We start from the raw sequence: 24,153 nt of genomic DNA, 5'->3' as shown, positions 1-24,153 counted from the left end.
GCAGCCACAGACGCCCGGCCGGATCCCGTGGGGGGAATCCGCACCGGGAAAAAGGGAAGCGCCCCGACCGTCGACCCGTGGGGGGATCGATGGCGGGGCGCTTTCCGCTTTGTGCCCGGGTTTGCGTCCGGGTTTGTGTCCGGGTTTGTGTCCGGGTTTGTGTCGGGGGGTCAGCGACCCTCGACCGGGACGAAGTCCCGGAGGACCTCACCCGTGTAGATCTGCCGGGGGCGGCCGATGCGCGATCCCGGCTCCTTGATCATCTCGTGCCACTGGGCGATCCAGCCGGGCAGCCGGCCGAGCGCGAACAGTACGGTGAACATCTCGGTCGGGAAGCCCATCGCGCGGTAGATGAGGCCCGTGTAGAAGTCCACGTTCGGGTAGAGCTTGCGCTCGACGAAGTAGTCGTCGGCCAGCGCGTGCTCTTCCAGCTTCAGCGCGATGTCGAGCAGCTCGTCGGACTTGCCGAGCGCCGAGAGGACGTCGTGCGCCGCCGCCTTGATGATCTTCGCCCGGGGGTCGAAGTTCTTGTAGACGCGGTGCCCGAAGCCCATGAGCTTCACGCCGTCTTCCTTGTTCTTCACCTTGCGGATGAAGGTGTCGACGTCGCCGCCGGAGGCCTGGATGCCTTCCAGCATCTCCAGGACCGACTGGTTGGCACCGCCGTGCAGCGGGCCCCACAGGGCCGAGATGCCGGCCGAGATCGAGGCGAACATGTTCGCCTGCGAGGAGCCGACCAGCCGCACGGTGGACGTCGAACAGTTCTGCTCGTGGTCCGCGTGCAGGATCAGGAGCTTGTCGAGCGCGTTGACCACGACCGGGTCGAGCTCGTACTCGGCGGCGGGCACCGAGAAGGTCATGCGCAAGAAGTTCTCGACGTAGCCGAGGTCGTTGCGCGGGTAGACGACCGGGTGGCCCTGCGACTTCTTGTACGCGTAGGCCGCGATCGTCGGAAGCTTGGCGAGAAGGCGGATCGTCGAAAGGTCGCGCTGCTTCTCGTCGAACGGGTTGTGGCTGTCCTGGTAGAACGTCGACAGCGCGCTCACCACGGACGACAGCATCGCCATCGGGTGGGCGTCACGCGGGAAGCCGTCGTAGAACCGCTTGACGTCCTCGTGCAGCAGGGTGTGCTGCGTGATCTCGTTCTTGAAGGTGGCCAGCTCATCGACCTTCGGCAGTTCGCCGTTGATCAGGAGGTACGCCACCTCGGTGAAGGTGGAGCGCTCGGCCAGCTGCTCGATCGGGTAGCCGCGGTACCGGAGGATGCCCTGTTCACCGTCGAGATAGGTGATGGCGGATTTATAGGCGGCGGTGTTGCCATAGCCGCTGTCCAGGGTCACCAGACCGGTCTGGCCACGGAGCTTCCCGATGTCGAAGCCCTTGTCGCCCACGGTCGACTCGACCACCGGGTAGGTGTACTCGTCGTCGCCGTACCGCAGTACTACACCGTTGTTAGCGTTCTCGCTCACGTCATCCCTCACCGACGTTGTGCCTCTTCTTCGAGGTGCCCTGACTGTCTCTACCATCCCCCATTTGGCCCTGGAGAGTGCACTCGGGGTCGACCATTGGGCCTATTGGCGGCACTCAGTGCCGCCAACCTGCTCATCCTGCCCCCTTCGCCCCGGTTCCGGAAGTGCTGTGTGACGTTTCCGACTCGTTTGATCGATCAAATCAGCCGGGGCCTGCTCCGCGGCGCCCCGAGAGCCGGAAATCCAGGGCCGTACAGCGCCGGCCCGCGGAGACCGTGCGCACTGCCTGCCCCAGAGCCTTGCGCGAACCGACCAGGACCACCAGCCTCTTGGCGCGCGTCACGGCCGTGTAGAGCAGATTCCGCTGCAGCATCATCCATGCCCCGGTGGTGACCGGGATCACCACCGCCGGATACTCACTTCCCTGCGAGCGGTGGATCGTCACGGCATAGGCGTGCGCCAGCTCGTCCAGTTCGTCGAAGTCGTACGGGACTTCCTCGTCCTCGTCCGTGCGGACGGTGAGCCGCTGCTCGTCGGGGTCGAGGGCGGTGACGACGCCCACCGTGCCGTTGAAGACGCCGTTCTGGCCCTTCTCGTAGTTGTTGCGGATCTGGGTGACCTTGTCGCCGACGCGGAAGACCCGGCCGCCGAACCGCTTCTCGGGCAGGCCGGGCCTGGCGGGCGTGATGGCCTGCTGGAGGAGGCCGTTGAGGTTCCCCGCGCCCGCGGGGCCGCGGTGCATGGGCGCGAGGACCTGCACGTCACGGCGCGGGTCCAGGCCGAACTTCTGCGGGATGCGGTGCGCGGCGACGTCCACCGTCACGCGGCCCGCGTCCTCGGTCTCCTCCTCGACGAAGAGGAAGAAGTCCTTCAGGCCCTGGGTGAGGGGCGGGAGGCCGGAGTTGATGCGGTGGGCGTTGGTGACGACGCCCGACTCCTGGGCCTGCCGGAAGATGCGGGTGAGCCGGACGGCGGGGACCGGGCTCCCGTCGCTGAGCAGGTCCCGCAGCACCTCGCCCGCCCCGACGCTGGGCAACTGGTCCACATCGCCGACGAAGAGCAGATGGGCGCCCGGCGGCACCGCCTTCACCAGCTTGTTGGCGAGCAGCAGGTCGAGCATCGAGGCCTCGTCGACGACGACCAGATCGGCGTCGAGCGGCCGCTCCTTGTCGTACGCCGCGTCTCCCCCGGGCCGCAGTTCGAGCAGGCGGTGCACGGTGGAGGCTTCGGCGCCGGTGAGCTCGGCGAGCCGCTTGGCGGCGCGCCCGGTGGGGGCGGCGAGGACGACCTTGGCCTTCTTGGCGCGGGCCAGCTCGACGACGGAACGGACCGTGAAGGACTTGCCGCATCCTGGTCCGCCGGTCAGGACGGCGACCTTCTGGGTCAGCGCGAGCTTGACCGCCTCCTCCTGCTCGGGCGCGAGCTCGGCCCCGGTGCGGGCGGCGAGCCAGGAGAGGGCCTTGTCCCAGGCGACGTCCCGGAAGGCGGGCATGCGGTCGTCGCCGGTCTTCAGCAGGCGCAACAGCTGTCCCGCGAGGGAGAGTTCGGCGCGGTGGAAGGGGACCAGGTAGACGGCGGTGACGTCCTCGCCGCCGTCCGGGCCCGGCACGCTCTCCCGTACGACACCCTCCTCCTCGCCCGCGAGGGCGGCGAGGCAGTCGATGACGAGGCCCGTGTCGACCTGGAGCAGCTTCACCGCGTCGGCGATGAGGCGCTCCTCGGGGAGGTAGCAGTTGCCCTGGTCGGTGGATTGCGAAAGGGCGTACTGCAGGCCTGCCTTGACGCGCTCCGGGCTGTCGTGCGGGATGCCGACGGACTGGGCGATGCGGTCGGCGGTGAGGAAGCCGATGCCCCAGACGTCGGCGGCGAGGCGGTAGGGCTCGTTCTTCACGACGGAGATGGAGGCGTCGCCGTACTTCTTGTAGATGCGCACGGCGATGGAGGTGGAGACCCCGACTCCCTGGAGGAAGACCATGACCTCCTTGATGGCCTTCTGCTCCTCCCAGGCGGCGGCGATCATCTTGGTCCGCTTGGGGCCGAGTCCGGGCACTTCCACGAGCCGCTCGGGCTCGGTCTCGATGATGTCGAGGGTGTCGACCCCGAAGTGGGTGGTGATCCGGTCGGCCATCACGGGGCCGATGCCCTTGATGAGGCCGGAGCCGAGATAGCGGCGGATGCCCTGGATGGTGGCGGGCAGCACCGTCGTGTAGTTCTCGACGGTGAACTGCTTGCCGTACTGCGCGTGGGAGCCCCAGCGGCCCTGCATCCGCAGGCTCTCGCCGACCTGGGCGCCGAGCAGCGCGCCGACCACGGTGAGCAGGTCATTCGCGCCGCGTCCGGTGTCGACGCGCGCGACCGTGTACCCGGTCTCCTCGTTGGCGTACGTGATGCGCTCGAGGACCCCCTCGAGCATCGCCGTCGCCGCTGCTGGACTCGCCATGATCCGACGCTACCGCCCGGCACTGACAGCGCGTGCGGGTGTCCGGCTCCAGGACGTCCAGACCTTCGAAGGGGCCTGGTCCCATGGACCAGGCCCCTTCGGGTTTCCCCTCCCCTGCCAAGACCTCGCGATCCCCCCAGATCCCCCGGATCCCCCCGGATCCTGGTTCCCCCCTGAAGCCCTGACGCCGAGTACGACACGCGTGGTGCCCGAAGGGTTGCACGGTGTGGCCCATTATTTTTTCTACGGCCCTCCAGATGCCCGCAAAGCGGGGCAGACGTAGCGTTTGTCGCATGAGCGATGAACCTCGGTCCTTCGAGCAGGACGTGCTGCACGAGCTCGGTGACGACAGGCTCCACGAGATCGCCGGTCTGCTCGGCACGGACGCGTCCGGCGCCCAGGACGTCGTGGGCACCACGGTGTCCGCGCTCTCCGGGAACCTCCAGGACAAGGCGGCCGCCGACGATCCCGCGGAGGCCGAGGAGGTGCGCCAGGCCGTCGCCGAGGTGGGCGAGGCCCCCGCGCCCGCGCCCGGCGACGCGCCCCTGCAAGGAGTGGCGGCCTTCGGCGGGTTGGGCGGCCTGGCGGCCGGCGGGATGATGTCCGGCGTGCTCGCCAAGATGAGCAGGCCGGTGGCCAACGCGGTGTCCAAGAAGACCGGCATCCCCGCGCCGACGGTCACGCGCGTGATCGAGATGCTCATCCCCGTGGTGCTCGCGGTGCTCTCCAAGCGGGCGGCGGGCACGAAGGCCTCCGGTGGCGGGGCGGCCCCGAAGGGCGCCGCGTCCTCCGGCGGGCTCGGCGATCTCCTCGGCCAGATCCTGGGCGGCAAGAAGTAGCCGCCGCCGAGAGCGACACGAGGTAGCTGCCGCCGAGAGCGACACGAGGTAGCTGCCGCCGGGAGCGACAAGAGGTAGCTGCCGCCGGGAGCTTCAGGCGTGCGTGCGGAAGCGCCGCGCCGTCTCCCTCAGCACCTCGCCGCCCTCTCGCGCCCACAGGGCCTCGTTGAAGATCTCCACCTCGATACGGCCGCGGTACCCGGCGGCGTCGACGAGCGCACGCAGCGCCCTGAAGTCGACGCTTCCGTCACCCAACTGGCCCCGCCCGAGCAGCACGCCAGCGGGCAACGGCGTGATCCAGTCCGCCAGTTGGAAGGCGAACAGGCGACCGCCCGCACCCGCCCGCGCGATCTGCTCGGGCGCCCGGTCGTCCCACCAGATGTGGTACGTGTCCACGACCACCCCTACCTGGCTCGCGGGGAAGCGTTCCGCGAGGTCGAGGGCCTGGCCGAGGGTGGAGACCACGCAGCGGTCCGCGGCGAACATCGGGTGCAGCGGCTCGATGGCGAGGCGCACGCCCCGCTCCCGCGCGTAAGGGCCGAGGATGGCGAGCGCGTCCGCGACGCGCTCGCGCGCACCGGCCAGGTCCCTGCTGCCGGGCGGCAGACCGCCCGAGACCAGGACGAGGGTGTCCGTGCCGAGGGCCGCCGCCTCGTCGACCGCCGCACGGTTGTCGTCGAGGGCACGCGCGCGTGCCGCCTCTTCGCCGTCCGTGAAGAAGCCGCCCCGGCACAGGCTCGTCACCGTAAGACCGGCGTCCCGCATCAGTCGGGCGGTGCGCTCGACCCCGTACTCCTGGACCGGTGCGCGCCACAGGCCGACCGCGCGGATCCCTTCCTTGGCGCAGCCCTCGGCGAGTTCGGGGAGCGACCACTGTTTGACGGTCTCCTGGTTGACGCTCAGCCGGGAGAGCGTCAGGGGTGGCTGGGGGCTCGGCGGGGCGATGGGGGTGACGCTCATTGGGGGACTCCGTGAACGGTGAGCAGGGAGCGCATACGGGCGGCCGCGAGGGCCGGGTCGGGGAACAGGCCGAGGCCGTCGGCCAGTTCGTAGGCGCGGGCCAGGTGGGGCAGCGAGCGGGCGGACTGCAGGCCGCCGACCATGGTGAAGTGCGACTGGTGGCCCGCGAGCCAGGCCAGCAGGACGACGCCCGTCTTGTAGTAGCGGGTGGGGGTCTCGAAGAGGTGGCGGGACAACTCGACGGTGGGGTCGAGGAGTTCGCGGAACTTGTGTACGTCGCCGGTGTCCAGGGCCCGGACGGCCGTCGCGGCGAGCGGGCCGAGCGGGTCGAAGATGCCGAGCAGGGCGTGGCTGAAGCCCTGGTCGTCCCCCGCGATCAGCTCGGGGTAATGGAAGTCGTCGCCGGTGTAGCAGCGCACGCCCTGGGGCAGGCGGCGGCGCAGGGCGATCTCGCGGCCCGCGTCCAGGAGCGAGACCTTGATGCCGTCGACCTTGTCGGGGTGGGCGGCGATGACCTCCAGGAAGGTGTCCGTGGCGGCGTCCAGGTCGGCGGAGCCCCAGTAGCCCTCCAGGGCGGGGTCGAACATCGGGCCGAGCCAGTGCAGGATCACCGGCTCGCGGGCCTGGCGCAGGAGATGGCCGTACGTCTGGAGATAGTCGTCCGGCGAGTCGGCCGTGGCGGCGAGGGCGCGTGACGCCATGAGGATCGCGCGGGCGCCGGTCGACTCGACGAGGGCGAGCTGCTCCTCGTACGCGGCCCTGACCTGCGCCAGACCGGCGGGCATGGCCAGTTGGTCGGTGCCGACGCCGCACGCGATCCGGCCGCCCACGGCCCTGGCCTCGGCGGCCGACCTGCGGATCAGCTCGGCGGCTCCCGCCCAGTCGAGGCCCATGCCGCGCTGGGCGGTGTCCATGGCCTCGGCGACGCCGAGGCCGTGCGACCAGAGGTGGCGGCGGAAGGCGAGCGTGGCGTCCCAGTCGATGGCGGCGGGGCCGTCCGGCGTGACGTCCGCGCGGGGGTCGGCGACCACGTGGGCGGCGGAGAAGACGGTGCGGGAGGTGAGCGGCGGGCCGCTCGCGGTGGCGGGCAGCGGCTCGCCGCGGGGGGTGTACGCGCGCGTGCCGCCGTCCGCGGCGGGGAGCAGGACGGTGGCGCTCACAGCGCGATCTCCGGTACGTCGATGCGGCGGCCCTGCGCGCAGGACTTCAGGCCGAGCTCGGCGAGTTGTACGCCGCGGGCGCCCGCGAGGAGGTCCCAGTGGTAGGGCGCGTCGGCGTACACGTGCTTGAGGAAGAGCTCCCACTGCGCCTTGAAGCCGTTGTCGAACCCTTCGGGGCCCTGGTTGTCGGGGACCTCCTGCCACTGGTCGCGGAAGGAGTGGGTGACGGGCAGGTCGGGGTTCCACACCGGCTTCGGTGTCGTACTCCGGTGCTGTACGCGGCAGTTGCGCAGGCCCGCGACCGCCGAGCCCTCGACGCCGTCGACCTGGAACTCCACGAGTTCGTCGCGGTTGACGCGGACCGCCCAGGAGGAGTTGATCTGCGCGACGGTGCCGCCGTCCAGCTCGAAGATGCCGTACGCGGCGTCGTCGGCGGTGGCGTCGTAGGGCTTGTCGCGCTCGTCCCAGCGCTGCGGGATGTGGGTGGCGGTGAGGGCCTGGACGCTGCGTACGCGGCCGAACAGTTCGTGCAGGACGTACTCCCAGTGCGGGAACATGTCGACGACGATGCCGCCGCCGTCCTCGGCCCGGTAGTTCCAGGACGGGCGCTGGGCGGGCTGTCCGTCGCCCTCGAAGACCCAGTAGCCGAACTCGCCGCGCACGGACAGGATCCGGCCGAAGAAGCCGCTGTCGATCAGCCGCTTCAGCTTGAGCAGACCCGGCAGAAAGAGCTTGTCCTGGACGACGCCGTGCTTGATGCCCGCGTCCTCGGCGAGGCGGGCGAGCCCGAGGGCGGCGTCGAGTCCGGTGGCGCTCGGCTTCTCCGTGTAGATGTGCTTGCCCGCGGCGATGGCCCGCTTGAGGGCCTCCTCGCGGGCGGAGGTGACCTGGGCGTCGAAGTAGATGTCGACGGCCGGGTCGGCGAGGACCGCGTCCAGGTCGGTCGAGTAGTGCTCCAGACCGTGCTGGGCGGCGAGTGCGCGCAGGGCGTGCTCGCGGCGGCCGACCAGGACGGGCTCGGGCCACAGCACGGTGCCGTCGCCCAGATCGAGGCCGCCCTGTTCGCGGAGGGCGAGGATCGAGCGGACCAGGTGCTGGCGGTGGCCCATGCGTCCGGTGACGCCGTTCATGGCGATGCGCACCGTCTTGCGTGTCACGAAAGTCCCTCCGTAGGGGCGTAGCAAGCGCTTTCTATCCAAGGGCAAGCTAGCCTGCCGGACAGGGTTGGACAAGGGCTTCGGTCGAGGGCGTGGCGGAAGTCGACGAGACGGGTGACCGGAGGACGACGAGATGACTGTGACCCTGGCGGACGTGGCGGCCCGCGCGCAGGTCTCCCCCGCCACCGTGTCGCGCGTGCTCAACGGCAACTACCCCGTCGCCGCCGCCACGCGCGAACGCGTCCTGCGCGCCGTGGACGACCTCGACTACGTCCTCAACGGACCCGCGAGCGCGCTCGCCGCGGCCACGTCCGACCTGGTCGGCATCCTCGTCAACGACATCGCCGACCCCTTCTTCGGGATCATGGCCGGGGCCGTGCAGTCCGCGATCGGCGGGCCGGGCGGACGGGCGGGCGGCGAGCGGATGGCCGTCGTCTGCAACACCGGCGGCTCCCCCGAGCGCGAACTCACCTACCTCACGCTCCTGCAGCGCCAGCGCGCCGCCGCGGTCGTCCTCACCGGAGGCGCCGTCGAGGACCCCGACCACGCGGCCGCCATCGCGGGCAAGCTGCGCAGGCTCGCGGAGGCGGGCTCACGGGTGGTGCTCTGCGGCCGGCCGCCGTCGCCGGAGACGGACGCGGTGGCGCTCACCTTCGACAACCGTGGCGGCGGGCAGCAGTTGACGGGCCATCTGCTGGGCCTCGGTCATCGGCGCATCGGCTACATCGCGGGCCCCGAGGAGCGCACGACCACCCGGCACCGCCTGGAGGGCCATCGCGCCGCCCTCGCCGCGCGGGGCATCGCGGACGACCCGGCCCTGACGGTCCACGGGCCCTATGACCGCCGCTCCGGCTACGACGCCACGGACGAACTCCTGCGCCGCGCCCCCGACCTGACGGCCGTCGTCGCCGCCAACGACACGGTGGCACTCGGCGCGTGCGCGGCCCTGCGCGACAAAGGCCTGCGCATCCCGGACGACGTCTCGGTGGCAGGCTTCGACGACCTCCCCTTCAGTATCGACGCGGTCCCCGCCCTGACGACGGTCCGCCTCCCCCTCCACGAGGCGGGCGCACGGGCAGGCCGCATCGCCATGGGCAAGGAGAAGCCGCCGCCGGGCGGGGTGGCGACGGTGCACGGGGAGTTGATGGTGCGGGGGTCCACGGCGGGGCCTCGGTAGGGGCGGGGCCCCGGGGTGGCGGCCCCGGAGTGGCGGCCCCGGAGTGGCCTGACGGGGCGTCACCCCACCCTTCCCCTAACCCACCAACCGCCCCAGCACCCCCACCCCCTCCGCGATCTCGGCCGTGCCGGTTGCCGCGTAGCCGAGGACCAGGCCCGGGGGGTGCGGGAGTTGGGTGTGCCAGGTCAGGGGGTGGGTCTTGATTCCGTGGTGCAGGGCGGTGGCGGCCAGGGCGGTGTCGTCGCCCCCGGGGACGTACGCGTCGTACGCGTCGAGGGTGATCATCAGGTGCAGGCCCGCGGCCGCGCCGTGCACCACCGCCTTCGGCAGGTGCGTCGCGAGCGCCGCGATCATCGCGTCCCTGCGCCTGCGGTGACGCTTGCGGACGAGGCGCAGGTGGCGTTCGAGGGCGCCGGAGTCCATGAGGTGGGCGAGGACGAGTTGGGGCAGGGCCGCGCTGCCGAGGTCCGTGAGGCGTTTGGCGTCCACGAGGGCGTCGCGGTGGGCGGGCGGGGCGAGGAGCCAGCCGAGGCGCAGGGCAGGGGCGAGGAGCTTCGAGACGCTGCCCGCGTAGCAGACGTGGTCCGGGAGCAGGGAGCGCAGCGCGGGTACGGCGGGGCGGTCGTAGCGGTGTTCGGCGTCGTAGTCGTCCTCGACGATCAGGCCGCCGTCGCGGGCCCAGTCCATCAGCTCGCGGCGGCGCTCGCCGCCAAGGACGACCCCCGTGGGGAACTGGTGGGCGGGCGTGAGCAGAACGGCCGGGGCCCCGCAGGCGCGCAGCGCGTCGACACGGATGCCGTGGGCGTCGACCGGCACGGGCGGGGTGCCGAGCGGGCGCAGGTGCTGCCGTACGCCGAGCGAACCCGGCTCCTCGACGGCCACCTGTGAGATCCCGTCGGCGTGCAGGACGTCGACGAGCAGCCGCAGCGCCTGGGCCGTGCCGTTCACGATCATCACGTCGTCCGGATCGGCGAGGATCCCCCGGTTGCGGGAGAGCCAGCGTGTGACGGCGCCCCGCAGGGCGGGGGTGCCGCGCGGATCCCCGTATCCGAAGTCCGGCGGCGTGAGCCCGTCGAGCACGGCGCGCTCGGCCCGCAGCCAGGCCGCGCGCGGGAAGGCGGAGAGGTCGGGGAGGCCGGGCGACAGGTCGATCCGGGCGGGCACGGCACGGATGGCGTCGAAGACGCCCAGGTCGGGAGGGGTGATGAAGAGGTCGGCGTGGGGTGGAGCCGTCTCTCCGCCCGCCCCTGGGCTTGTGCCCTGTACCGCCCCAGGGCTTGTGCCCTGTACCGCCCCTGGGCTTGTGCCCCGCACCGAAGTCGAGCCCCCGGGCAGCCCGGCCCGCGCCCGCGGCACCGCCACGACGACCGTGCCGCCCCGGCCGCGCCCCGCCACGTGCCCGTCCTCCGTGAGCCGCCGGTACGCCTCCGTGACGACGCCTCGGGAGACGCGCAGGTCACCGGCGAGGGTGCGGGTGGCGGGCAGTCTGCTGCCCGCGGGGAGGCGGCCGTCCGCGATCGCGCTCCTGAGCTGTGCGGTCAGCCAGTCGGAGAGCCCGCCCTTGGGGGCCTCGCCGGGGTCGAGCTGGAGGAAGTCCGAGGTTGAGGCGGCACCAGCCGCTACGGACCGGTCGGGAGCTATGGGCCGGTCGGGAGCTATGGGCCGGGCAGGAGTTACGGACCGGGCAGGAGTTACGGACCGGTCGAGAGGAGATCCAATGGACCTGTTCATGGAGCCATTGTGGCGCCAGGGTCGGGGCATGGAATTCTTCCTCACCTCCCTCGTCGTCTGCGTGACGCCCGGCACCGGCGCCCTGTTCACGATCGCGGCCGGACTCTCGCGGGGCACCCGTGCCGCGGTCATCGCGGCCGTCGGCTGCACGCTGGGCGTGGTCCCGCACATGGTGGCCGCGATCACCGGCCTCGCGGCGCTCCTGAACGCCAGCGCCGTCGCCTTCCAGACGCTCAAGTACCTGGGCGTGGCCTACCTGCTGTACATGGCGTGGAGCACCTGGCGGGACCGGAGCGAGCTCACCGCTGAGCGGGAGAGCGAGCCGCGTTCGGCGGGCCGCACGATCCTGACGGGCGTGCTGATCAACATCCTCAACCCCAAGCTGACGCTGTTCTTCTTCGCGTTCCTGCCGCAGTTCGTGAGCACCGAAGAGCCGTACGCCTTCCTGCGCATGACGGAGCTCAGCGCGTACTTCATGCTGATCACGTTCGTGGTCTTCGTGGCGTACGGGAGGTTCGCGGCGGCGATGCGCAGTCACGTCATCTCGCGGCCCGCGGTCGTGCGATGGATGCGGCGCGGCTTCGCCGCGGCGTTCGCCGCGCTGGGGGCGCGGCTGGCGTTCCTCTGAGGCGGCCCGGCGCGGCGGCGGGGTTGACCGGCCCCGCACGCCGCCTACTGTCGGACCATGAAATTCGCCTTCTCCACCCTCGGCGTGCCCGGCCTCCCCGTCCCCGACGTGCTGCGGCTCGCCACCGCCCACGGCTACCACGGAGTCGAGTTGCGCGCGCACCCCGAGGAGCCGGTGCACCCCGGGCTCGGGCTCGTCGAACGGGCCGATGTGGCGGCCGAGTTCAAGGCGGCGGGCGTCGAGATCCTCGGTATCGCGGGGTACGCGCGCGTGGCGGCGCCGGGCGACGACGAACCCGTACTCGAAGAGGTGCGTTCCCTCGTCGCCCTCGCCCGCGACCTGGGCGCCCCCTTCGTGCGCGTCTTCCCCGGCGGCGGCACCGAACAGAGCGCGGCCGAGGCCGACGCGACGGCCGCAAGGCGCCTCGGCACCGCCGCCCGGCACGCCGCCGACGCCGGCGTCCGCATCCTCCTGGAGACCCACGACTCGCACCGCACGGGCGCCGACGCCACCCGCGTCCTCGGCACCGTCGGCCACCGCCAGGTCGGCGCGCTGTGGGACCTGATGCACACCTGGCTCGGCGGCGAATCCGTCGCCGACACGTACGCGGCGCTCTCGCCCTACCTCGGCTACGTCCAGGTGAAGGACATCGCGTCGGCGGACGACACCACACCGCTGCCGCTCGGGTCCGGGGCCCTGCCGCTCGCCGAGTGCGTGGAACTGCTCAGCGCGGAGCAGTGGGAGGGGTGGCTGTGCTGGGAGTACGAGAAGCGCTGGTACGAGGATGCGGCACCGCTGGCGGATGCGCTGGGTCAGGGACGGGAGTTGCTGTCACGGCTTGTGACCCGTTCCGGCTGACGCCGCCCGCCCTCACGAACGAGGTCAGCGCGACGCCGCCCACCAGCAGGGCCGCGGCGCACCACCGCAACGCGCTCACCGACTCGTCCAGGACGAGGGCGGCGGACGACATCCCGAAGACCGGCACGAGCAGCGAGAACGGGGCGACGGTGGACGCGGGGTGGCGGCGCAGCAGGTACCCCCAGGCGCCGAAGCCGAAGACGGTCGTGACCCAGGCGACGTAGACGATGATGCCCGCGCCCGGCAGGTCGAGGGAGCGCAGCGCTGCCAGGTCCCGGGAGGGCCCCTCGAAGAGCAGGGAGAGGCCGAGCAGGGGCAGTACCGGGACCGTGCTCACCCACACCATGAAGTTCAGCGGGTCCGGCGGGGACGCCTTGCGGGTGAGGACGTTGGAGACGCCCCAGCAGGCCGCGGCGCCGATCAGCAGCACGAAAGCGGTGATTGGGCCGCCCTCCCCCTCGTCGACGGCCGCGACCGCGATCCCCGCGAGGGCGACGCCCATGCCCAACACCCGTACCCCACCTGGCCGTTCACCCAGGGTAAGCGCGGCGAACAAGGCGGTGAACACCGCCTGGATCTGCAGGACGAGCGAGGACAGACCGGCGGGCATCCCGGCGTCCATCCCGATGAACAGCAGCCCGAACTTGGCCACACCGAGCACGAGCCCCACCCCCACCACCCACCTCCACGCCACCTTCGGCCGCCCCACGAAGAAGACGGCGGGCAGCGCCGCGACGAGGAAGCGCAGGGCCGAGAAGAGCAGCGGCGGGAAGTGGTCGAGGCCCACCTCGATCACCACGAAGTTGACGCCCCAGACAGCGGCAACGAGGACTGCCAGACAGACATGTGCAGGTCGCATGCGTCGAGGATCACCCGGCACGACCGTGTAGGACCAGCGCGGATCTCTGCATGATTGGATGAAGCAACGCTTACGAAACGGGGGATCCGCCGTGCTCGATCTCGCCCGGCTCCGCGCCCTGCACGCCGTCTCCGTGCACGGCACCGTGGGCGCGGCCGCCACCGCGCTCGGCTACACGCCGTCCGCGGTCTCCCAGCAGATCGCCAAACTCGAACGCGAGACCCGCACGACGCTCCTCGAGCGCCGCGGCAGGGGCGTCGCGCTCACCGAGGAAGCACTCCATCTCGCCGAGACGGCACGGCAGTTGATGGCCATCGTGGAGCGCGCCGAGACCGAGCTCGAAGAGCGGCGCGGGAGGCCCGCGGGGCGTCTCACGATCGCCGCGTTCGCCTCGGCGGCGCGCGGGCTGCTGCCCGGGGTCCTCGCGGATCTGGCCCGCCGCCATCCGGCGCTCGACGCCCGTATGACGGAGATCGACCCGCACCTCTCCATCGACCTGGTGGCCAAGGGCGCGGTCGACGTGGCCGTCGTCCACGACTGGGACATCGCGCCGCTGCCGACACCGCCGGGTGTCGAACAGGCGGTCATCGGCGACGACCTCTGCGATCTGGTCGTACCGCGCGGGCACCGGCTCGCGGGGCGCGCTTCCGTGCGCCGCGAGGAGCTGCGATCCGAACGCTGGATCACTCAGCCGCCGGGGCTCGTCTGCCACGAGTGGCTCGTGCGCACCCTGCGCGAGGCGGGCTGCGAGCCCGACATCGCCCATCAGGCCGAGGAGAACCCCACCCTGGTCGCGCTGGTCGCGGCGGGGCTCGGCATCGCGCTCATCCCCCGCCTCGGCCGCGGCCCCGTGCCGGACGACGCGGTCACCGTCTCCCTGGACCCCGTGCCGGTCCGGCGCCTCTACGCCCTGTGGCGCACCGGGGCCTCGCGCCGCCCCGCGATCGCGGAGACAGTGCGCGCGCTGCAGGCGCACTGGGCCCCGCACACCCCCGCTGCCGTGCCCCACGACCGGACCCACGACGCCCCCGCACCAACTTCCGGGAAACAAGGGTGAGTCGGGAACCCCGCCGCCCTCTCGCTCGTCCAACCGGCACGCTGCCGGTGAGTCCACGCACGGCGGTGTCGGCATCGCTGCTGGCTGCGAACGCTGACCACCCTCTCCGCCGCCTGCGGTCCGGCAGCGCGCCGTCACCGGTGCGCCCCCCTCCACAGCGCCGGTGACGGCCCCGTCTTGACCGGGTCTCGGCCGGGTCTCGACCGGGTCTTGACCGGCAGAAATCTTCGGGATATCCGTAGCTCCTGAAAGTTTCCTTCCGGCCCGCAGGAGCCCACGTGTCCCACCCCGACGCCCGCGACCGCGACCGCAGGCTCCGCGAGCTCATCGGCGCCATGTCCCTGGAGGACAAGGTCGGCCAGCTCTTCGTGATGCACGTGTACGGGCACACCGCCGCCGACCCCGACCGGGCCGACGTCGACGCCAACCTCCGGGAGAGCGGCGTCCGCGACGCGGCCGAGCTGATCGCCCGCTACCGCCTCGGCGGCATCATCTACTTCGGCTGGGCCCACAACACCCGCTCCCCGCACCAGATCGCCGAGCTCTCCCACGGCATCCAGGAAGCGGCGGCGCCCCACACCCTCCCCGTCCTGATCTCCGTGGACCAGGAGCACGGCGCCGTCGCCCGCATCGGCGCCCCCGCCACCCTGCTCCCCGGCGCCATGGCGCTCGGCGCGTCCGGCTCGCACGAGCACGCCCGCGAGGCCGCCCGCATCGCCGGAGCCGAACTCCACGCCCTGGGCATCCGCCAGGACCACGCCCCGGACGCCGACGTCAACGTCGACCCCGCCAACCCGGTCATCGGCGTACGGTCCTTCGGCGCCGACCCCGAAGCGGTCGCCGGTTTCGTGACCGCGCAGATCGAGGGCTACCGGAGCGCGGGCATCGCGACGGCGGCCAAGCACTTCCCGGGGCACGGCGACACGAGGGACGACAGCCACACCGAGCTGCCGCACATCCACCACACCCGCGAGGAGTGGGACCGCCACGACGCGCCGCCGTTCCGCGCCGCCATCGCCGCGGGCGTCGACTCCGTCATGACCGCGCACATCGTGATCCCCGCCCTCGACCCGTCCGGCGACCCCGCGACGCTCTCCCACCCGATCCTGACCGGCGTCCTGCGCGAGGAGCTCGGCTTCGACGGGGTGATCGCCACGGACTCGCTCGCGATGCGCGGCGTACGGACGAAGTACGGCGACGACCGCGTGGCCGTCCTCGCGCTCAGGGCGGGCGCCGACCAGCTCCTGAACCCGCCCAACCCGGAGGTCGCGTGGAAGGCGGTGCTCCAGGCGGTCGCGACGGGCGAGCTGACGGAGGACCGCATCGACGCGTCGGTGCTCCGCGTGCTCCGCATGAAGGCGGACGTGGGCCTCCTCGACGCCCACCTGGGCAAGGACACGAGCGCGCGCCCCGCACCCGCCCCCGAAGCGGTCGACGCCACCGTCGGCACCCCCGCCCACCTGGTCGCCGCCGACCGCATCGCCGACGCCACCACCACCCTCCTGGTCAACACCGACGGGCTCCTGCCGCTGTCGCCCGCCACCCACCGCGACATCCTCGTGGTCGGCGCCGACCCCCGCTCGCCGTCCGGCACCACGGGCCCGCCGACCACCGTCCTCGCGGGCGCGCTCAACGGCCTGGGCTTCCGTGCCGTGGCCCTGCCCACCGGCACGGCGCCCGACGGGACGGTGATCGAGAGGGCCGTGGCGGCGGCGCGGGGACAGCACGCCGTCCTCGTGGCGACGTACAACATCACCACCCACGCGGCCACGAAGGACAACACCCAGGCGGCGAACACCGCGCTCGACAGGGCCGCCCCCGACCCGCAAGCCCGCGCCCACCAGGCCACGGACCCGCGGAGCGACGCCGACTCCGACGGCCAGACCGCCCTCGTGACCGCCCTCAAGGCCACCGGCGTCCCGGTCGTCACCCTCGCCATCCGCAACCCCTACGACGTCGCCCACCTGCCCCCGGTCGACGCCGCCCTCGCCTCCTACTCCTGGACGGACGTCGAACTGCGCGCCGCGGCACGGGTGATCGCGGGCCGAGCCGTGCCGCAGGGCCGACTCCCTGTGCCGGTGCGGCGGGCGGACGACCCGGCGCAGGTGCTGTACCCGATCGGACACGGCCTGACGTACTGACCCGTACGCCGCACTGGCCCCCGCCCGCTCCCGCGGGTCACGCTGGACGCAGGCGTCGGGGGGTGCCATGACCGTCTGGAGCTGGAGGGCCGGGCGACCGCGTGCGGTCGCGGGAGTGGTCTGCGCGCTGCTGCTCGCCGCCGCGCCACCGCTGACCGGCTGTCAGAAGTCCGGGTCCGGCGGCCCCGGCCCGTCCGCCACCCCGTCCCCCACCGGTTCCGGCGCGGTGTTCCTCGCCGTGGACGCGTGCAGTTCGCGGGGGCGCGGGGCGTTCACGGAGGTGCCGTGCAGCAGTGAGCGCGCGGTGGCGCGGGTCGTCGCGCGCCACGACGGCAAGGTCAGACAGGGCCCGCCGTGCCCGGCGCACACGGACTTCGTGCTGCACATCAGCGAGAGCAGGCCCGCCGTCGACGAGGACGGGGACGGCGAGGTCCCGCAGGGCTACGCCTGCATGCGGAACCTGGAGCCGCCGCACCCCGGCGACGCCGGTGCGGGCGGCGGCCCGCTGACGGTCGTCGGGGACTGCCTGTACGACGCGGGGCGCGGGGAAGTGCGCGAGACGGCCTGCGACGGTTCGGGCGAGCGGCGTCCGGAGTACCGCGTGACGTCGGCGGTGTCGGACCGGTCCGGGTGCGGGGCCGCGACGGCCCTTTACGTGACGCTGCGTGGCGGGTACCCCGTCGGGTGCGCTGTGCGGATGTAACGAGACAGGAAAGCAGCGGGACAGAGCCGAGGGGCCGAAGCGATGCCTCGGCCCCTCGGGTGCTTCACCGCGTCACGTCACGACACATCACGGCCGCAGCGTCGACTCCTTGCGCACGTCGCGCCGGTCGAGCTTCTTGTCGTACGGAGCCAGCGGCTTGGCCGCGGGCGAGGACACTCCGGCCCACGCCTGGATCCGCTGCGTCGCCTTCGCCTTCTCGTCCGCGACGAGCTGCGAGACGTTCGCCCCGTGGTTGGCGCCGGGCGCCGTGAAGACGTACGAGTCGTGCTTGGCGCCGCGGGCGGGGCGGAACTGCTCGGCGCCCCACGGGTCGAACTCGCCGTACACGTACATCATCTGGTGCGCGTTGTGCCGCACCCACCGGTCCACGTCCGGCATGGACCTCGGCTTGAACTTCATGGGGATGTCGCGCGGCACGAAGTTCCGCGGCGGCTGGTAGCCGTAGCGGCTCAGGTCGCCGAGCCAGGGCTGCGCGATGTCGGGCGAGCCGAGCTCGGTGCCCGCCTGGTAGTAGTACGGCGTGTAGGGGGTGAGGCCCTGGTCGCTGTAGGAGGACCAGTCGCCCACCGAGCCGACGTAGTCGTAGATGGCCTGGTCGCTCGCGGTGGCCGCGTCCGGGATCTTTCCGCAGGCGGTCGCGGCGGGCTGGTACTGCCAGAAGCCCCACACCAGGTCCATGACGACGGCCTCGAAGGCCTTGTCCAGGCTGCCGACGGTCTTGAAGGTGTACCCCTCGGCCTCGGCGGCCGCCGCGAGCTTCGCCGACAGCGGCTCCCTGCGCACCAGCGCCTCGCGCTGCACCGCCTGGATCTTCTCGCGGCACTCCTTGGGGCCGACACCCGCGAGGAACTCGTCGTAGGCCGAGTCCTCCTTGTTGACGACGTCGTTGGGGGCCACGTAGGAGACGACGCCCGCCATGTCGCGCGGGTAGAAGCGCTCGTAGTACGTCGCCGTCATGCCGCCCTTGGAGGCGCCGGTGGCCAGCCACTTCTTGCCGTAGACCGGCTTGAGCGCCCGGTAGATGCGGTGCTGGTCCGAGGCCGCCTGCCAGATGTCGAGCTTGGACCAGTCGGCGGGGTCGGGCCGCGAGGGCGTGAAGAAGCGGTACTCCATGGAGACCTGGTTGCCGTCGACGATCTGCGCGGGCTCACTGCGGCTGGGGCGCGTGGAGACGCTGTATCCGCTGGTGTGGAAGATCGTGGGGCGGCTTGTGTCCTTGTGCAGCACCGTCAGCCGCTGCTTGAAGGTGCCCTTGGACGGGTGCCGGTGGTCCACCGGCTGGGTGTAGTCGAGGACGAAGTAACGGTAGCCCGGGTACGGCTTCTCCTCGATCAGGCTCATGCCGGGTACGGCGAGCAGCCTGTCCTTGATGTCGGTGCTCCTGGCACCGGTGGTCCCGCCCGGTTCGGCGGCTGTGGCCGCCCCGGTCGTCGCTCCGGCCACGCCCACCGTGCCTATCAGCACCACGAGCGACAGCAGCCATCTGAGCGCCTTGCGCATGCACCCTCCCCTGTCGACACAGCAATGCCCCGGAACCTAACGGAGCAACTGGGTCCGCACCAGGGGGGTTTGCGCGGCCACGCAAGGGAGACGCGGCACAAAAGCGGACGTCAGCAGAGAATCCAGCCCGAACTGACTCCGCGCCCGCTGATGTTCCCCTTCACCCACACGCAGCGGTGCCCCGCGTGGACGGTCACCGGGCCCGCGTGGTGGCTGTAGCGGCCCTTGTCGCGGGCCGGCCGCCCGCCGCGCGCCTTGACGCTGACCGACATGACCTGGCGGGCGCCGGACTTCTTGGCGAGGGCCACGGCACAGACGTAGCCACGGCTCTTGAAGACGTCGACCCGGCCGGTGCTGAAGGGCAGCGTGCGGACCTTGCGGCCCGCGCAGCGCCCGTCGGCGGCGTCCGCCGAGGCGGTGCCGGGGCCCGCGAGGGCGAGCAGTACGGCGGCGGCGAGCACGGCGGTGCCGAGCGTCAGCCGCCTTCGTATCCGGCCTCTGCCGCGACCACTGCTCACAGTTGTCCCTCCCGCCACGCCTGCCTCACGTTCTGATGTACGGACGCCGACCGTGGCCCGAACGGTTGCGGGAACTTCGGCTTTTCTGGGCCTGCGCCTCCCCGGCTCCCGCCCGGCCCAACCGTGAGCGACCTCTCAGACCGCTTCCACCGGCTCCCCCACGAACGTCCGCCACAGCCGCGCGTACCGTCCGTCAAGGGCGAGGAGCTCCTCGTGCGTGCCGTCCTCCGCGACCCGGCCGTGGTCCATCACGACGACGCGGTCGGCGCGGGCCGCCGTGGTCAGGCGGTGGGCGACCACGAGCGTGGTGCGCTTGCCCGCGATGCGGTCGGTGGCCTGGTTGACCTGCGCCTCCGTGGCGAGGTCGAGGGCGGCGGTGGCCTCGTCGAGGAGCAGGATGTCGGGGTCGACGAGTTCGGCGCGGGCCAGCGCGATCAGCTGGCGCTGTCCGGCGGAGAGGTTGCGGCCCCGCTCGGCCACCTCGTGGAGGTAGCCGCCGTCCAGCGTGGCGATCATGTCGTGCGCGCCGACCGCGCGCGCCGCGGCCTCGACCTGGGCGTCGGTGGCGGCGGGGCGGCCGTAGGCGATGGCGTCGCGGACCGTGCCCGCGAAGAGGTACGCCTCCTGCGGGACGACGCCGAGGCGGTGCCGGTACGAGGTGAGGTCGAGGGTGCGCAGATCGGTGCCGTCGACCGTCACCCGGCCGCCCGTGGGGTCGTAGAAGCGGGCGACGAGCTTCACGAGCGTCGACTTGCCCGCGCCGGTCTCGCCGACGAACGCGACGGTCTGTCCCGCGGGTATCCGCAGGCGCACGTCGCTGAGCGCCTCTTCGGGCTCGCCCTCGCCGGTGGCCGCGTACGCGAAGTCGACGTCCTCGAAGCCGATCTCGCCGCGCAGCGAGAGCACCTCCGTCGGCTCCTGTGCGGCCTTCGTCGACGTCGGCTCCTGGAGCAGCTCCTGGATGCGGCCGAGCGAGACGGTGGCTTGCTGGTAGCCGTCGAAGACCTGGGAGAGCTGCTGCACGGGGGCGAAGAACAGGTCGATGTAGAGGAGGTAGGCGACGAGCGCGCCGGTGGTCAGCGTGCCCGCCTCGACCCGTCCGGCGCCCACGACCAGGACGGCGACGACGGCGACGGAGGACAGCAGCTGCACGAACGGGAAGTACACGGAGATCAGCCACTGGCCGCGGATGCGGGCCTGGCGGTAGCTGTCGCTGTTCTCCGCGAACCGCGCGGCGCCGGAGCGCTCGCGCCGGAAGGCCTGCACGATGCGCAGCCCGGCGACGGACTCCTGGAGGTCGGCGTTGACCACGGAGACCCGCTCGCGCGCCAGCTCGTACGCCTTCACGCTGGATTTGCGGAAGAAGTACGTGCCGACGACGAGGAGCGGCAGCGTCGCGAAGACGACGAGCGCCAGTTCCACGTCGATGACCAGCAGGGCGACCATGATGCCGAAGAAGGTGACGACGGAGACGAACGCGGTGACGAGCCCGGTCTGCAGGAAGGTCGAGAGGGCGTCCACGTCGGTCGTCATCCGGGTCATGATGCGCCCGGTCAGCTCCCGCTCGTAGTAGTCGAGCCCGAGCCGCTGGAGCTGCGAGAAGATCTTCAGCCGCAGCGAGTAGAGGACCCGCTCGCCGGTGCGTCCGGTCATCCGCGTCTCACCGGTCTGCGCCGCCCACTGCACCGCGACGGCGGCGAGGGCGAGCCCGGCGGCGGCCCAGACGGCGCCGAGCGCGACCTGGCTCACCCCCTCGTCGATGCCATGCCGGATCAGGACGGGGAGCAGCAGCCCCATGCCCGCGTCGACGGCGACGAGCAGCAGGCTGAACAGCAGCGGCACCCCGAACCCGCCGAGCAGCCTGCGCAGCCCGTACGACTCCTCCGGAGTGACGGCCCGCGCCTCGTCGATGCCGGGGGTGTCGTCGGCCGGGGGCAGCGCGTCGACCTGGGCGAGGAGTTCGGGCGTGGAGGGCATTCCGGAGAGCGCGGCGTCCTTCGGCTCCCTGTCGCCGGTCCACAGGGCGGGCGTGATGCCGCGCTCCGCGTCGAATTCGGCGTCCAGCTCCTCGCGTACGGAGGTGTCCTCGGGCAGGTCGGCGGGGACGGAGTGGCCCGGCGAGACGCCGCCGAGCTCGTCGGGGTCGGTGAGCAGCCGCCGGTAGAGGGCGGAGCGCCGTTCGAGATCGTCGTGCGTGCCGAGGTCGGCGAGGCGTCCGCCGTCGAGGACGGCGATGCGGTCGGCGAGGCCGAGGGTGGAGCGGCGGTGGGCGATGAGGAGGGTGGTGCGCCCCGCCATCACACCTCGCAGGGCCTCGTGGATCTCGTGTTCCACGCGCGCGTCGACGGCCGAGGTCGCGTCGTCGAGGACGAGGAGGCGGGGGTCGGTGAGGATGGCGCGGGCGAGCGCGATGCGCTGGCGCTGGCCGCCGGAGAGGGTGAGGCCCTGCTCGCCGACCTTGGTGTCGTACCCCTCGGGCAGCTCGGATATGAACCCGTGGGCCTGGGCGGCGCGCGCGGCGGTCTCGATCTCCTCGCGGCTCGCGTCCGGGTGTCCGTAGGCGATGTTGGCGCCCACGGTCTCGGAGAAGAGGAAGGAGTCCTCGGGCACGAGCCCGATGGCGGACCGCAGGGAGTCGAGGGTCAGCTCGCGCACGTCGTGGCCGCCGATGAGGACGGCGCCGTGCGTGACGTCGTAGAAGCGCGGCAGGAGCAGCGAGACGGTGGACTTGCCGCTGCCGGACGAGCCGACGACGGCGAGGGTCTCGCCGGGGCGTATCTCGAAGGAGAGGCCGTCGAGGACGGGCCTGTCGTCCTCGTAGGAGAAGCCGACGCCGTCGAACTCGACGGTGGCGGGAGCGTCGGCGGGCAGCTCCTTGGTCCCGTCCCGCAGGCTCGGCTCGGTGTCGATGAGTTCGAGTACGCGCTCGACACCGGCGCGGGCCTGCTGCCCCACGGTGAGGACCATGGCGAGCATCCGTACCGGGCCGACGAGCTGCGCGAGGTAGGTGGAGAACGCGACGAACGTGCCGAGCGTGATGTCGCCCTTCACCGCGAGCCAGCCGCCGAGGGCCAGCATGGCGACCTGGCCGAGCATGGGGACGGCCTGGAGGGCGGGGGTGTAGCGGGAGTTGAGGCGGACGGTGCGGAGCCGCCCCGCGAAGAGCTTGCGCCCGACCTCCCTGAGCTTCCCGGTCTCCTGCTCCTCCTGCCCGAAGCCCTTCACCACGCGTACGCCGCTGACGGCGCCGTCGACCACTCCGGCGACGGCGGCGGCCTGGGCCTGCGCGTACCAGGTGGCGGGGTGCAGGCGGGAGCGGGAGCGGCGGGCGATGACCCAGAGGGCGGGGGCGACGGCGAGGGCGACGAGGGTGAGCGGCAGGGAGAGCCACGCCATGATCCCGAGGGAGATCACGAACAGCAGGATGTTGCCGATGGTCATCGGCAGCATGAAGAGCAGGCCCTGGATGAGCTGGAGGTCGCTCGTCGCCCGGCCCACGACCTGCCCGGTGGACAGCTCGTCCTGGCGCCGCCCGTCGAGCCTGGTGATCGTCCCGTACATCTCGGTCCGCAGGTCGTGCTGGACGTCGAGGGCGAGCCTGCCGCCGTAGTAGCGGCGTATGTAGGTGAGGACGTAGACGACGACGGCGGCGCCGATCAGCGCGCCCGCCCAGGGCGCCATGGAGCGGCCGCCGCCCTGCCCGTCCTGCCCGATGACGTCGTCGATGATCACCTTGGTGATCAGCGGTACGAGGGCCATGACGGCCATGCCGCCGAGAGAGGACCCGAGTGCGAGCACGACGTCCTTCGGATACCGCCATGCGTACCCGGTGAGTCGCCTGGCCCAGCCGGATTCCTCCCGCTCGGCCCCACCCCGTTGCTCCGCCACGTGCTGCCTCCCGTCGACCTGACCTGCCGAGAGGCCCAACGCGGCGGGACGCGTATTTCATCCCGCCGCAACAAAACTCAGGAGCTGGGCACCACCACGAACGCCTCCTTCGGCGCGTCGGTCGGGGTGTAGCGCTGAGTCGCGGAGGCCCTGGGCGCCAGGTCCTTGTGGATGGCCTTGGCCACGCCCTGGATCGTCGCGACGCCGTAGTTCATCGTGCTGTTACCGTGCGTGAGCACGGACATCGTGTAGTCGTGGCCGCCGCCCTTGAACGCGCCGATGCTGTGCACGCGCCAGCCGTGCGTCGCCCGCTCCAGCCAGCCGTTCTTGACGTGGATGGAGACGCCGGAGGGCGCGCCCGCGGGGGTGCCCCAGCGCTGCGAGGGGATCACCTTGCCCATGAGCTTGAGGATGTACGCGCGCGCGTTGTCGCTCAGGACGGCGTTCTTGGCGGTGATCAGGGCGAGGAGCTTCTGCTGGTCGGCCGCGTTGATGCTGGTCAGCCCCCAGTAGCCGTCGGCTCCGGGCACCGTCTTCGTCATCTTGGCGGCCTTGAGGAACGCCTTGATCTTGCCCGTGCCGAGCTGCCGCCAGAGCGTGCTGGTCGCCGCGTTGTCCGACTTGGTGATCATCGCGGTCGCGAGGTCGGACTCGCGGTCCGTCAGGTACCGGTCGCTCTTCTTCGCGTCCCAGAGGAGCGTCGCGAGGACGGTCGCCTTGACGACGCTCGCCGAGTCGAAGGACGTATCCGAGCGCAGGGTGCAGGTCGTCTTGGTGGTGCGGTCGTACAGGCCGACGGCGACCGTGCCCTTGCGGTTCTTCAGGGCCGCGGTGATGTCCTTCTTGAGCTTGGCGGCCAGGCCCGACTGCGCGGAGGTGCAGGTGACAGTCGGTGCCGCGGCGGCGGCGGGCGTGGCGGCTGCGGCAGGCGTGGCGGCCGCGGCGAGCGGCACGAGCACTCCGGCGGCGAGACCCGCCGAGAGAACGCGGGCACGCGTGGATATACCGGATGTCCGGTGAGTCATGGAGCTTCCCATCCCCTGGTGC

17 protein-coding genes and 1 pseudogene are annotated in these 24,153 nt (G+C 72.0%); 7 read left to right on the top strand and 11 right to left on the bottom strand.

Annotation, left to right across the window (positions count from 1 at the left end):
* Positions 1 to 170 precede the first annotated feature (170 nt).
* Together ABZ953_RS31825 and ABZ953_RS31820 are read right to left on the bottom strand one after the other, a co-directional pair.
* Positions 171 to 1,469 (bottom strand): citrate synthase, encoded by a 1,299-nt coding sequence (locus ABZ953_RS31825; RefSeq protein ID WP_361731178.1) that lies wholly within the window; start codon positions 1,467 to 1,469, stop codon positions 171 to 173.
* A gap of 202 nt (positions 1,470 to 1,671) precedes the next feature.
* Positions 1,672 to 3,909, bottom strand: a complete 2,238-nt coding sequence (locus tag ABZ953_RS31820) for an ATP-dependent RecD-like DNA helicase (protein WP_361731175.1) — start codon at positions 3,907 to 3,909, stop codon at positions 1,672 to 1,674.
* Positions 3,910 to 4,202: 293 nt separating this feature from the next.
* Here ABZ953_RS31820 and ABZ953_RS31815 point away from each other — a divergent pair, with 293 nt between their 5' ends.
* The gene (locus tag ABZ953_RS31815) at positions 4,203 to 4,748 is read left to right on the top strand and encodes a DUF937 domain-containing protein (protein ID WP_361731172.1); all 546 of its coding nucleotides are present in this window, start codon (positions 4,203 to 4,205) and stop codon (positions 4,746 to 4,748) included.
* Positions 4,749 to 4,841: 93 nt separating this feature from the next.
* Here ABZ953_RS31815 and ABZ953_RS31810 read toward each other — a convergent pair whose 3' ends face one another.
* From ABZ953_RS31810 to ABZ953_RS31800, 3 genes are read right to left on the bottom strand one after another with little or no spacing between them, the layout of a single operon-like run.
* Positions 4,842 to 5,708 carry a sugar phosphate isomerase/epimerase family protein gene (locus tag ABZ953_RS31810; protein WP_361731169.1) on the bottom strand — a complete coding sequence of 289 codons (867 nt, stop codon included), beginning with the start codon at positions 5,706 to 5,708 and terminating at the stop codon, positions 4,842 to 4,844.
* Positions 5,705 to 6,868: a dihydrodipicolinate synthase family protein gene (locus ABZ953_RS31805; protein ID WP_361731166.1), complete on the bottom strand. Its 1,164-nt coding sequence runs from the start codon at positions 6,866 to 6,868 to the stop codon at positions 5,705 to 5,707. Before ABZ953_RS31805 ends, ABZ953_RS31810 begins: the two co-directional genes overlap by 4 nt.
* Entirely contained in the window at positions 6,865 to 8,025 is a 1,161-nt protein-coding gene (locus tag ABZ953_RS31800; RefSeq protein WP_361731163.1) for a Gfo/Idh/MocA family oxidoreductase, read from the bottom strand. Before ABZ953_RS31800 ends, ABZ953_RS31805 begins: the two co-directional genes overlap by 4 nt.
* Before the next feature lie 133 nt (positions 8,026 to 8,158).
* On the opposite strand from ABZ953_RS31800, the gene ABZ953_RS31795 reads away from it, so the two are divergent.
* Complete coding sequence (locus ABZ953_RS31795; protein WP_361731160.1) at positions 8,159 to 9,202, top strand: LacI family DNA-binding transcriptional regulator; 1,044 nt, start codon at positions 8,159 to 8,161, stop codon at positions 9,200 to 9,202.
* Between the two features lie 75 nt (positions 9,203 to 9,277).
* Here the strand turns inward: ABZ953_RS31795 and ABZ953_RS31790 are convergent, their stop codons facing one another.
* Complete coding sequence (locus ABZ953_RS31790) at positions 9,278 to 10,933, bottom strand: PLP-dependent aminotransferase family protein (protein WP_361731157.1); 1,656 nt, start codon at positions 10,931 to 10,933, stop codon at positions 9,278 to 9,280.
* A gap of 28 nt (positions 10,934 to 10,961) precedes the next feature.
* Between ABZ953_RS31790 and ABZ953_RS31785 the strand changes: the two genes are divergently transcribed.
* Positions 10,962 to 11,561 (top strand): LysE family translocator, encoded by a 600-nt coding sequence (locus ABZ953_RS31785; protein ID WP_361731155.1) that lies wholly within the window; start codon positions 10,962 to 10,964, stop codon positions 11,559 to 11,561.
* A gap of 57 nt (positions 11,562 to 11,618) precedes the next feature.
* A pseudogene (locus ABZ953_RS31780) lies at positions 11,619 to 12,404 on the top strand (sugar phosphate isomerase/epimerase family protein); the annotation flags it as partial.
* Here the strand turns inward: ABZ953_RS31780 and ABZ953_RS31775 are convergent.
* Positions 12,286 to 13,278, bottom strand: coding sequence for an EamA family transporter (locus ABZ953_RS31775; protein WP_361731152.1), 993 nt, complete (start codon positions 13,276 to 13,278; stop codon positions 12,286 to 12,288). The pseudogene ABZ953_RS31780 and the gene ABZ953_RS31775 sit on opposite strands and share 119 nt — an antisense overlap.
* A gap of 91 nt (positions 13,279 to 13,369) precedes the next feature.
* Here ABZ953_RS31775 and ABZ953_RS31770 point away from each other — a divergent pair, with 91 nt between their 5' ends.
* The 3 genes from ABZ953_RS31770 to ABZ953_RS31760 all read left to right on the top strand — a co-directional run bounded on the left by ABZ953_RS31770 (position 13,370) and on the right by ABZ953_RS31760 (position 17,179).
* The gene (locus ABZ953_RS31770; protein WP_361731149.1) at positions 13,370 to 14,335 is read left to right on the top strand and encodes a LysR family transcriptional regulator; all 966 of its coding nucleotides are present in this window, start codon (positions 13,370 to 13,372) and stop codon (positions 14,333 to 14,335) included.
* 335 nt (positions 14,336 to 14,670) lie between these two features.
* Positions 14,671 to 16,476: a glycoside hydrolase family 3 protein gene (locus ABZ953_RS31765; protein ID WP_361731356.1), complete on the top strand. Its 1,806-nt coding sequence runs from the start codon at positions 14,671 to 14,673 to the stop codon at positions 16,474 to 16,476.
* 67 nt (positions 16,477 to 16,543) lie between these two features.
* Positions 16,544 to 17,179, top strand: coding sequence for a hypothetical protein (locus ABZ953_RS31760; protein ID WP_361731146.1), 636 nt, complete (start codon positions 16,544 to 16,546; stop codon positions 17,177 to 17,179).
* Positions 17,180 to 17,266: 87 nt separating this feature from the next.
* Here the strand turns inward: ABZ953_RS31760 and ABZ953_RS31755 are convergent, their stop codons facing one another.
* The 4 genes from ABZ953_RS31755 to ABZ953_RS31740 form a co-directional block, all read right to left on the bottom strand.
* Positions 17,267 to 18,700 (bottom strand): aminopeptidase, encoded by a 1,434-nt coding sequence (locus ABZ953_RS31755; protein WP_361731143.1) that lies wholly within the window; start codon positions 18,698 to 18,700, stop codon positions 17,267 to 17,269.
* Between the two features lie 110 nt (positions 18,701 to 18,810).
* Entirely contained in the window at positions 18,811 to 19,218 is a 408-nt protein-coding gene (locus ABZ953_RS31750) for a hypothetical protein (RefSeq protein ID WP_361731140.1), read from the bottom strand.
* Positions 19,219 to 19,353: 135 nt separating this feature from the next.
* On the bottom strand, positions 19,354 to 23,106 hold the full coding sequence (locus ABZ953_RS31745; RefSeq protein ID WP_361731137.1) for an ABC transporter ATP-binding protein: 3,753 nt from the start codon (positions 23,104 to 23,106) through the stop codon (positions 19,354 to 19,356).
* Positions 23,107 to 23,183: 77 nt separating this feature from the next.
* Positions 23,184 to 24,131 (bottom strand): serine hydrolase, encoded by a 948-nt coding sequence (locus tag ABZ953_RS31740; RefSeq protein ID WP_361731135.1) that lies wholly within the window; start codon positions 24,129 to 24,131, stop codon positions 23,184 to 23,186.
* Between the last annotated feature and the right edge of the window lie 22 nt (positions 24,132 to 24,153).

Source organism: Streptomyces sp. NPDC046465, assembly GCF_040646035.1.
Taxonomy (GTDB): domain Bacteria; phylum Actinomycetota; class Actinomycetes; order Streptomycetales; family Streptomycetaceae; genus Streptomyces.
This window is presented reverse-complemented; position numbering and strand designations above follow the sequence as displayed.

Coding starts and splice junctions, on each gene's coding strand:
- ABZ953_RS31820 (WP_361731175.1), bottom strand. CDS start 3,909: ATGGCGAGTCCAGCAGCGGCGACGGCGATGCTCGAGGGGGTCCTCGAG.
- ABZ953_RS31815 (WP_361731172.1), top strand. CDS start 4,203: ATGAGCGATGAACCTCGGTCCTTCGAGCAGGACGTGCTGCACGAGCTC.
- ABZ953_RS31810 (WP_361731169.1), bottom strand. CDS start 5,708: ATGAGCGTCACCCCCATCGCCCCGCCGAGCCCCCAGCCACCCCTGACG.
- ABZ953_RS31795 (WP_361731160.1), top strand. CDS start 8,159: ATGACTGTGACCCTGGCGGACGTGGCGGCCCGCGCGCAGGTCTCCCCC.
- ABZ953_RS31790 (WP_361731157.1), bottom strand. CDS start 10,933: ATGAACAGGTCCATTGGATCTCCTCTCGACCGGTCCGTAACTCCTGCC.
- ABZ953_RS31785 (WP_361731155.1), top strand. CDS start 10,962: ATGGAATTCTTCCTCACCTCCCTCGTCGTCTGCGTGACGCCCGGCACC.
- ABZ953_RS31775 (WP_361731152.1), bottom strand. CDS start 13,278: ATGCGACCTGCACATGTCTGTCTGGCAGTCCTCGTTGCCGCTGTCTGG.
- ABZ953_RS31765 (WP_361731356.1), top strand. CDS start 14,671: ATGTCCCTGGAGGACAAGGTCGGCCAGCTCTTCGTGATGCACGTGTAC.
- ABZ953_RS31760 (WP_361731146.1), top strand. CDS start 16,544: ATGACCGTCTGGAGCTGGAGGGCCGGGCGACCGCGTGCGGTCGCGGGA.
- ABZ953_RS31755 (WP_361731143.1), bottom strand. CDS start 18,700: ATGCGCAAGGCGCTCAGATGGCTGCTGTCGCTCGTGGTGCTGATAGGC.
- ABZ953_RS31740 (WP_361731135.1), bottom strand. CDS start 24,131: ATGACTCACCGGACATCCGGTATATCCACGCGTGCCCGCGTTCTCTCG.